The following is a 914-nucleotide window of genomic DNA, read 5'->3' on the forward strand; positions in this document are numbered from 1 at the left end:
GTGCGCTTCCGCCCCGCCCGCCTCTGCGATCGCACACTTCAGCGAAGAATCCGATCCGTATCCGGAAAAACCGCCTGCCCCAACATTTCACGCATCTGATCGAGCGCGGCGGGATCGACCGAGCCGAAGTAGCGTTCGGTGACCTCGGCACTGCGCCGGGCCGCCACCGCGCACAGATCCCGTCCGGCGGCGGTGGCGACGATCAGCTTGTTTCGTCGATCGTTCGGATCGGGAGTGCGCGCAACGAGTTTCCGCTGCTCGAGTTCGTCGATGATCGCCACCAGCTGACTCGGATCGAGGCCCATGTCGGCCGCCACCTGGCGCTGGGGAACGCCGTCCGGCCTGTCGCACGCCAGGGACAACGCCGTATACGAGCGCGTGCGCAGTTCCAGAGGAGCCAGAGCCTCGTTGGTGGCCCGGACGACGAGCATGCCGGCGCGCGTAAGCAGATAACCCAGATCGCTTTCGATGCTGCGTTGATTCTCCATACCGACCCTTCCTGTCCTGACTCAGAGTAACAGTTCTCAATCATCGAGTTTTTCAATCATTTATGTTTATATCGTATTCGAGAGCGTGAACCGAACTCCGGAGGAAATCGTGGACCTGAGCAACAAAGTGGTTGTCATCACTGGTAGCGGGCAGGGACTCGGCCTCGCGTACGCCAAGGAATTGGCGCGCTGCGGTGCCGCAGTCGTGATCAACGACGTCAACCAGGCAACCGCCGACACGGCCGTCGCCGAGATCACCGGGGAGGGCGGACGCGCCGTGGCCGTCGTCGCACCGGTCGGCACCACCGAAACCGCACAGAAACTGGTCGCCGCTGCCGTCGAGAACTTCGGTCGCCTCGACGTCATGGTCACCAACGCCGGCATCCTGCGCGACAAGGTGCTGTGGAAGATGACGGACGACGATTT

General features: G+C 62.7%; 1 protein-coding gene and 1 pseudogene. One reads left to right on the forward strand and one right to left on the reverse strand.

All coding sequences use genetic code 11. The features are described 5' to 3' along the window. Positions 1–38: 38 nt before the first annotated feature. A complete protein-coding gene (locus tag Q8814_RS26275) occupies positions 39–488 on the reverse strand; it encodes a MarR family winged helix-turn-helix transcriptional regulator (RefSeq protein WP_330154846.1) in 450 nt (149 codons plus the stop codon). A 109-nt stretch (positions 489–597) separates the two neighbouring features. Between Q8814_RS26275 and couN the strand changes: the two are divergent. Then, a pseudogene (gene couN, locus Q8814_RS26280) lies at positions 598–914 on the forward strand (4-hydroxyphenyl-beta-hydroxyacyl-CoA dehydrogenase); the annotation flags it as partial.

This window comes from Rhodococcus chondri (assembly GCF_036327435.1).
Lineage (GTDB): Bacteria > Actinomycetota > Actinomycetes > Mycobacteriales > Mycobacteriaceae > Rhodococcus > Rhodococcus chondri.

What these genes read in the sequence shown, in the direction of transcription:
- Q8814_RS26275 (WP_330154846.1), bottom strand. Translation starts at nt 488, where the DNA reads ATGGAGAATCAACGCAGCATCGAAAGCGATCTGGGTTATCTGCTTACG.